Consider the following 6,589-nt stretch of genomic DNA (forward strand, 5'->3'; position numbering starts at 1 on the left):
CTGCCTCAACTCGCCACGCCGTCAGCCACCGTCACCAACGTCCTGGCCGAGTACAACTAGTCGGGCATCAGTTCGGAGTGGAGCTTCAGTACCGTCTGGCCGTTCGACTGCTCGAGGACGTAGGCGGGGTTGTCCTCGGAACCGTTGCGGGTCTGCTTCTTGCCGTCGATCTGGCGCTCGACCCGCTCGGTGTGCACTTCCTTCACCGAGGCCTCGGCCTGGCCGTTGCCCCAGTTCCACTTGACGTCGTCACCCTTGTTGAACGTCTTCGCCACGACCGCTCCTCGCGCGGGGTCGCTCGGGGTGAGCGACCGGTGCGCGCGGTTACCCGCCCGGACGACGATCAAGCGTGCTCGTCCCCGGGCGGGTCGACCGCGTCAGCAGGCGACTCGACGCCGAGCGGGCGTCACCGCTCGTCGTAGCTGTACTCACCCCAGCGTGCGTCGACCTGCTCGTCGTCGTCCGAACGGGCGGCGAAACGGTCGTCGCCGCTGCCCAGTTCACGCTGCAGAGCGTCGAAGTCCGTGTTCGGGGAGCTGTACTTGAGCTCTCGGGCCACCTTCGTCTGCTTGGCCTTGGCTCGTCCGCGTCCCATGGCTGGACCCCCTCGCACAGGGCGGGGGCGGCCGGAGCATCTCCGGCGGCCCCCTGAAATCTGAGGTAACTCTCGTGGTTCCGACAATACCGTGTGTCCGATCGGGGTCGCGACGTGACATGGCACGATCGGCGCCCGTGCCCGCCCCCTTCGTCTGCTACCTGCGTGTCTACGAGCCGCTCGGGGCGTTGCGCGGACCGTTGGCCCAGCGGGTGCGGGCCGGACTGGCCCGTGGAGCGGTCCCGGTGGTCGATGCGGGGCGGCGCGATCGCGACGTGTGTCTTCGCGCACAGTTGGGCGTTCCGCCACGGCTGCTGCCCGGCGAGCGGGTCGACGGCACCGCGATCGAGGCCCCCGCCGACGTCCTGCTCGCGGACGGTCCGGGCGGAGCCGCAGGTCAGGAGCCGGTGGGGCCGCAGACGCTGGTCTGCCCGCTGGAGACCCGGCCGCGGGCGGCGGCCGCGCTCGTCGGCTTCCTGTCCAGCGAGACGCCGGTGCTGCGCTCGGCCGCCCTGCCCGCCGAGGAGTCGGTGGTGCGTTCGCGCGCGGAGGCGGTCGTCGCCGAGCTCGGCGACTCGGCCACCCACATCGTGTCCGCGACGTGGACGGTGCCGCTGCCGTGGTTCGCGCTGGTCGAGCCCGCCGAGCGGATCCTCGTCCTGCCCAGCGACGACGCGGTGACCGCGCCCGAGGCGCCGGCCCGCCGCTGCTACTGGCGGATCCCGATGGCCGACGCGCTGGCGCGCGCCGACGCCGGCGCCGACCTGCTCGCCGAGACCCTCGGCGACGACGGCCCGTCCGACGTCCTGCGCGACACCGCCCGCTGGCTGCGCCACTTCGACCCGGGCTCGCTCGTCGAGCTCGACTACGGCGGCATCGTCGCGCTGCTCGACGACCAGACCCTCGCCGCCGACACCTCCGCGGAGGACGTGGCCGAGGCGCTGGAGGCCCTCCGCGCGGGCGACGCGGAGCGGGCGATGGCGAGCTACCGCCGGCTGCGCGACTTCTGGGCCTCCATCGCCGTGCACCAGCGCGCGAACTAGCCGGCCCTCTCGTGAGGAGTCGGCACGGCGATGGGCGTGCCGACGACTCGCATGCGGTCAGGCGCCCTCGCGCTCGCGGCGCAGCAGGTCGTCCACCGACGCCGAGCCGTCGCGGTAGCGGCGGCCCATCTCGTCGTTGCAGGCGTCCATGACCTGCTGCACGCGCCCGCGGTGCTCCGACACCGACGCCTCCTCCTGCGCGTAGGCCTCGGCCGCGGCGGTGAGGTCGGCCTCGGAGAGCGTGGCGACGTCGGAGAGGCCGGTGTCGGCGAGGAGCGCCTCGACGTGCCGGCGGTGCGACTCGGCGCGCGACGGCTGGACGGTGTGGTGCCTCCCGCGCCCGGCGGCCGGGCCGAGGGCGTTGTCGGCGAGGATGCGGGGCAGCTCGTCGACCAGCGACGGACCGTCCTCGCCCTGCGCCTCCGCGTCGCGCCGGCGCCGCTCGAACCGGAGGATGTCCATCCGCGCGTGCAGCAGACGCCGCAGGTAGGACAGGTCGGTCTCCTCCTGGGCGGCGTCGTCGCGCTTGGCGCGGACGTCGTCCATCGGGCAGGTCGCCAGGTCCGCGAGGAAGGCGGGGTCGAGCACGCGGTCGAGGCGTCGACGGCCACCCTGCCGGAACTCGATCATGTGGTCATGGTGCGCGCCACGACCGGGCGGTGTCATCCCGCGCCGGGGTCGGCGCGTCGAGAGGTGCGTGTCGCGCGCGCGCCGGTCACCGGCCTCACCCGAACGTCGGCACCGGCGAGCGTTCCTGCTGGTCGGCGAGCACGCGGGCCAGCCAGGCGGGGTCGACGTTGCCGCCGCTGACCACGGCGACGGTGCGCCGGGCGCGGTCGGCGGGCGGCAGGGCGAGCCACCCGGCGGTGGCCACGGCGCCGCTCGCCTCGCAGGGCACGCCGGCGGCGTGCAGGCGGCGGGTGGCGTCGGCGATCGCCTCCTCGTCGACGGTGACGACGTCGGCGACGAGGTCGCGGACGTGCGGCCAGGTGAGCTCGCCGAGCACCGTGGCGCGCAGACCGTCGGCGGCAGTGGCGGCCACCTGCTCGCGCGGGAAGCGGACGCGCTCGCCCGCCCGCCGGCTCGCCGCGGCGTCGCCCGCGAGCTCCGGCTCGGCGCCGATCACGCGCACCCCGGACCCACGCAGCGCCGCGGCGATCCCGCTGATCAGCCCGCCGCCCCCGATCGGCACGACGACCTGCTCGACGTCGGGGCGATCGGCGAGGATCTCGGCGCCGACCGTGCCCTGGCCGGCGATGACGTGCGGGTGGTCGTAGGGCGGGATCAGCGTGCCGCCGGTCTCGGCGACGACGGCGTCGGCCGCGGACTCCCGCTCGTCGGCCGGCACCCGGACGAGCCGCGCGCCGAGCTCCGCCATCGCGGCGACCTTGGCCTCGACGGCGTCGTCGGGGGCGACGACCGTGCACGGGACGCCGAGACGACGCGCGACCCAGGCCAGGGCGCGGCCGTGGTTGCCCGAGGAGTGGGTGACGAGCCCGGCCGCCCGCCGTTCGGGAGCGAGCCGGCTCGCGGCGTGGAAGGCGCCGCGCACCTTGAACGCGCCGACGGGCTGGAGGTCCTCGCGCTTGACCGCGAAGCCGGGCGCGAGGTCCGTCACCGCGGTGCGCACCGCCACGCCGTCGAGGACCGCGGCGGCCGCGGCGACGTCGCCGGGACCGAGCAGTGCGGGGTCCGTCATCCCCGCAGGCGCCGCATCGCCGCGCGCCCGGGCGGCTCGCCGGTGTCCGGCGGGATCGAGTCGGGGTCGACGGCGGCGGGGCCGGCGACCAGGTCCTCCGACTCCGGCGCCACCCACAACGGGGCGCCGCCGGGCGCGGACGTCACCGCCGAGCGCTTGAGCAGCGCGAGCGCCACGGTGCCGAGCTCGTGGTGGCGCACCACCGAGCCGAGCCGGCCGACGGCGCGCCCGCCCTCCTCGCCGAGCACCGGGGTGCCGGGCGGGGGCAGCGGGTCGTCGCCGGACTGCAGGTGCAGGAGCACGAGCTGGCGCGGCGGGCGGCCGAGGTTCGCGACGCGCGAGACCGTCTCCTGCCCGCGGTAGCAGCCCTTGTGCAGGTGGACCGCGGCGCCGATCCAGCCCATCTCGTGGGGGATCGCGCGCTCGTCGGTGTCGGTGCCGAGGCGCGGGCGCAGCGCGGCGACCCGCAGGGCCTCGTAGGCGTCGTGGCCGGCCGCGCGTGCCCCGGCGCCGCGCAGCCGCGACCACCACGACCCCACCTCGGCGCGCGGGACGACGACGTCGACCGCGGCCTCCGCGTCCGGACCGGGCCACGGCATGCGGCGCACGACCCCGCCGCCGGGCAGCGCGGCCGCGGCGTGGTCGCCGTGCGGGGCGGGGACGCCGGCGCTGGTCAGCACCTCGTCCACCGCGGGACCGACGACCGAGAGCAGCGCCCACGCCTCGGTCTCGTCGGCCACCTCGACCTGCGACCAGAAGCGCATGCGGTCGAGGTAGTCGGCCAGCGCGGCGGCCCGGCCGGGCTCGACGTCGAGCCACACCGTGTCGTCGACGTGCGCGAGGACGGCGTGGTGCTCCACGCGGCCCTGCGCGTCGAGCACGAGCGCCTCGGTGCCGCCGCCGTCGGGCAGATCGGCGACCTGCTGGGACAGCAGCAGGTGCAGCCAGCTCAGCCGCTCGGGACCGGTGACGCGCAGGACACCGCGGTGGGAGCGGTCGACGACGCCGGCGCGACGGGTCATCGCGCGCTGCTCGCCGAACGGGTCGCCGTAGTGGGCGGGGACGGCCGCGTCGGCGTTCGTGGCGGCGGTGGTGGTGGCGGCGTCGGCGTCCACCGGCGCGACGGCCCCGGGTTCGTCGAAGGGAGAGGTGGTCACGGTGCGTCCTCCGCGAGCTCGGCGTCGGCGCGGTCCGCGCAGTCGCGGCAGGAGCCGGACAGCGCGACGTGGGTGGCGTCCAGGCGGAAACCGTGCGACGCGCGCAGGGTGGCCGTCAGGTCGTCGAGGACGGTCACGTCGATCTCGTCGACGCGGCCGCAGTGGTGGCAGACGAGGTGGACGTGCTCGTGCTCGGACGTCGCGTACGTCGGCGCGCCGTGCCCGAGGTGGGTGTGCCTGACGACCCCGAGCTGCTCGAGCAGGTCGAGCGTCCGGTAGACGGTGGTGATGTTGACCGCCGGCGCCGTCTCCTGCACCCGCGTGCAGACCGCCTCGGGCGTCGCGTGCCCGAGCTCCGCGACGGCGTCGAGCACCAGCTGCCGCTGCGGCGTCATGCGCAGACCGCGGCGGTGCAGGGTCTGCCGCAGTTCGGTGTCCACCCCATTCATGGTAGGCGTCCCGACCACCCCGCCGAGCGGGTGCGGCTCCGTGCACCGGGCGGCGCCGGTCCCTACGATCGGGGATTCCCGCGCCGGACCGGACGGCGCCGGGGACCCCCGGCAGCAGGCAGGTGACGATGACGACCGGTGAGCAGGGACGCACACCGCCCGACGCCGAGCACTACCTGGATCTCTCGGGTGTCGAGGAGGACAGTCCCGGCCCGCACTTCGACGTCGTCCTGCGCGGCTACGACCGTCGTCAGGTCGACGAGCACGTCGCCGGCCTGCGGCGCATGAACGCCCAGCTGCGCGCCCAGCTCGCGGTGCGCGAGCGCCGACGGGGCAGCGCCGCGGCGTCGTCCGCGCTGGAGGGCCGGCTCTCCGACACCATCCCGGAGTCGCGCCGCTCACCGGCGGGCGACCAGCCGTCCGGCGGCCCCGACATGGTCGGCGCCTTCAACGACCGCCTGCGCGGCATCCTCCAGGCCGCCGAGCAGGAGGCCCAGCTCGTGCGCAGCAAGGCCGCCGAGTCGCTGCTGGCCGAGCACGCCGAGTCCCGCGCCGCCCTCGCCGACCTGCGCGCGCAGCGCGACGCCGTCGTCGACGAGCTGGTGCGCCTGCGCGGGCGCCTCGACGAGATCGTCTCCGGCCCCGTGCGCCCGTCGGCGCCGCCCGGACCGCCGCGGCCGCCGCAGGGTGGGCCCGTCGGACCGCCCGGTCCGTGGCGTGGCCCGGGCCGCCCGCCCGGCCCGCCGTCGCCCGGCCCGCGCCCGCACGGGCCGTACGGCGCGGCGCCGCACCCCGGCCCCGACGCGTCGGCCGAGGACACCGTCACGGTGGCCCCGGCGGCCGTCGACGGCGGCGCGGGGACCGAGGGGGAGACCGCTATGGACACGGCGGCCGAGACGACAGCCGGCACGGCGGCGAAGACGGCAGCCGACACGGCGGCGGACACGGCGGCGGACACGGCTGCGGACACGGCTGCGGTGGACGCCGTCGAGACCCCGGCGACCGGGACGGCGAGCGAGGCGACCGCCGACATCACCGAGGGCGGCGACTCGTCCGACCGGACGACACGCGCCGCTTCCGCGACCCCGGAGCGTGCGGCGGACGGGTGACCCCGTCCGACGGTCCGTCACCGGAACGCGCGCCTCGACGCGTCCGGACGGCGTACTGTCGCCGACCATGGGTGTGCTCGCATCCCCGATCACGTGGATCGTCGTCGCCGCCGTCCTCGTGGTCATCGCGGTGGTCCTGCTCGTGCTCTCCGCGCTCCGCCGCCGGCGGGCGCGCCGGGCCGCCGCGGCCGCCGCCTGGCCGCCCCCGGCCCTCGAGGCCGGCCGGGTCAACCCGGACGCGCCCTGGACGGGACCGACGCCCGAGGTCGTCCGCGTCGGCGTGCGCACCCCGGTGTCGAACCTCTCCGGGCGTCCCGAGGCCGCGGCCGCCACGCGCTACGCCGAGCCGGACACCTCCCCGCTCGACGTCGACGCCATCCGCGCCCGCCTCGCCACGGAGCTGGCGCGGGAGGAGGCGGAGGGTCCCGACGCCACCGGCCACGCCGGCGACGGCCCCACGGACGGCGCCACCGACCACGCCACGGACGGTGCCACCGACGACCCCCCGACCAGCCCCGACGCCGATGCCCCCGCTCC

Annotated in this window: 9 protein-coding genes; 3 read left to right on the forward strand and 6 right to left on the reverse strand. The window is 76.5% G+C overall.

Features of this window, described 5'->3' with window-relative positions; genetic code table 11:
- Positions 1-56: 56 nt before the first annotated feature.
- A complete protein-coding gene (locus PH190_RS30370) occupies positions 57-275 on the reverse strand; it encodes a hypervirulence associated TUDOR domain-containing protein (protein ID WP_274235282.1) in 219 nt (72 codons plus the stop codon).
- A 131-nt stretch (positions 276-406) separates the two neighbouring features.
- Complete coding sequence (locus tag PH190_RS30375; protein ID WP_274235283.1) at positions 407-595, reverse strand: DUF3073 domain-containing protein; 189 nt, start codon at positions 593-595, stop codon at positions 407-409.
- Positions 596-732: 137 nt separating this feature from the next.
- Here PH190_RS30375 and PH190_RS30380 point away from each other — a divergent pair, with 137 nt between their 5' ends.
- On the forward strand, positions 733-1,638 hold the full coding sequence (locus tag PH190_RS30380; RefSeq protein ID WP_274235284.1) for a DUF8083 family protein: 906 nt from the start codon (positions 733-735) through the stop codon (positions 1,636-1,638).
- A gap of 57 nt (positions 1,639-1,695) precedes the next feature.
- On the opposite strand, the gene PH190_RS30385 is transcribed toward PH190_RS30380, so the two are convergent.
- The 4 genes from PH190_RS30385 to PH190_RS30400 form a co-directional block, all read right to left on the reverse strand.
- Positions 1,696-2,268 (reverse strand): RsiG family protein, encoded by a 573-nt coding sequence (locus tag PH190_RS30385; RefSeq protein ID WP_274235285.1) that lies wholly within the window; start codon positions 2,266-2,268, stop codon positions 1,696-1,698.
- Between the two features lie 94 nt (positions 2,269-2,362).
- Positions 2,363-3,337 carry a threonine ammonia-lyase gene (locus tag PH190_RS30390; RefSeq protein WP_274235286.1) on the reverse strand — a complete coding sequence of 325 codons (975 nt, stop codon included), beginning with the start codon at positions 3,335-3,337 and terminating at the stop codon, positions 2,363-2,365.
- Positions 3,334-4,494, reverse strand: a complete 1,161-nt coding sequence (ygfZ, locus tag PH190_RS30395) for a CAF17-like 4Fe-4S cluster assembly/insertion protein YgfZ (protein ID WP_420791729.1) — start codon at positions 4,492-4,494, stop codon at positions 3,334-3,336. Before ygfZ ends, PH190_RS30390 begins: the two co-directional genes overlap by 4 nt.
- Complete coding sequence (locus PH190_RS30400; protein WP_274235287.1) at positions 4,491-4,943, reverse strand: Fur family transcriptional regulator; 453 nt, start codon at positions 4,941-4,943, stop codon at positions 4,491-4,493. Before PH190_RS30400 ends, ygfZ begins: the two co-directional genes overlap by 4 nt.
- Before the next feature lie 128 nt (positions 4,944-5,071).
- Between PH190_RS30400 and PH190_RS30405 the strand changes: the two genes are divergently transcribed.
- Together PH190_RS30405 and PH190_RS30410 are read left to right on the forward strand one after the other, a co-directional pair.
- The gene (locus PH190_RS30405; RefSeq protein ID WP_274235288.1) at positions 5,072-6,052 is read left to right on the forward strand and encodes a hypothetical protein; all 981 of its coding nucleotides are present in this window, start codon (positions 5,072-5,074) and stop codon (positions 6,050-6,052) included.
- A 67-nt stretch (positions 6,053-6,119) separates the two neighbouring features.
- The coding region (locus PH190_RS30410; RefSeq protein ID WP_274235289.1) for a hypothetical protein at positions 6,120-6,589 on the forward strand (470 nt) is incomplete at its 3' end.

The organism is Actinomycetospora straminea, from assembly GCF_028737255.1.
Classification (GTDB): Bacteria; Actinomycetota; Actinomycetes; order Mycobacteriales; family Pseudonocardiaceae; genus Actinomycetospora; species Actinomycetospora straminea.

Bases quoted from the DNA above. Each gene is read 5' to 3' on its own strand.
- PH190_RS30375 (WP_274235283.1), bottom strand. From the start codon at position 595: ATGGGACGCGGACGAGCCAAGGCCAAGCAGACGAAGGTGGCCCGAGAG.
- PH190_RS30385 (WP_274235285.1), bottom strand. From the start codon at position 2,268: ATGATCGAGTTCCGGCAGGGTGGCCGTCGACGCCTCGACCGCGTGCTC.
- PH190_RS30390 (WP_274235286.1), bottom strand. From the start codon at position 3,337: ATGACGGACCCCGCACTGCTCGGTCCCGGCGACGTCGCCGCGGCCGCC.
- PH190_RS30400 (WP_274235287.1), bottom strand. From the start codon at position 4,943: ATGAATGGGGTGGACACCGAACTGCGGCAGACCCTGCACCGCCGCGGT.
- PH190_RS30405 (WP_274235288.1), top strand. From the start codon at position 5,072: ATGACGACCGGTGAGCAGGGACGCACACCGCCCGACGCCGAGCACTAC.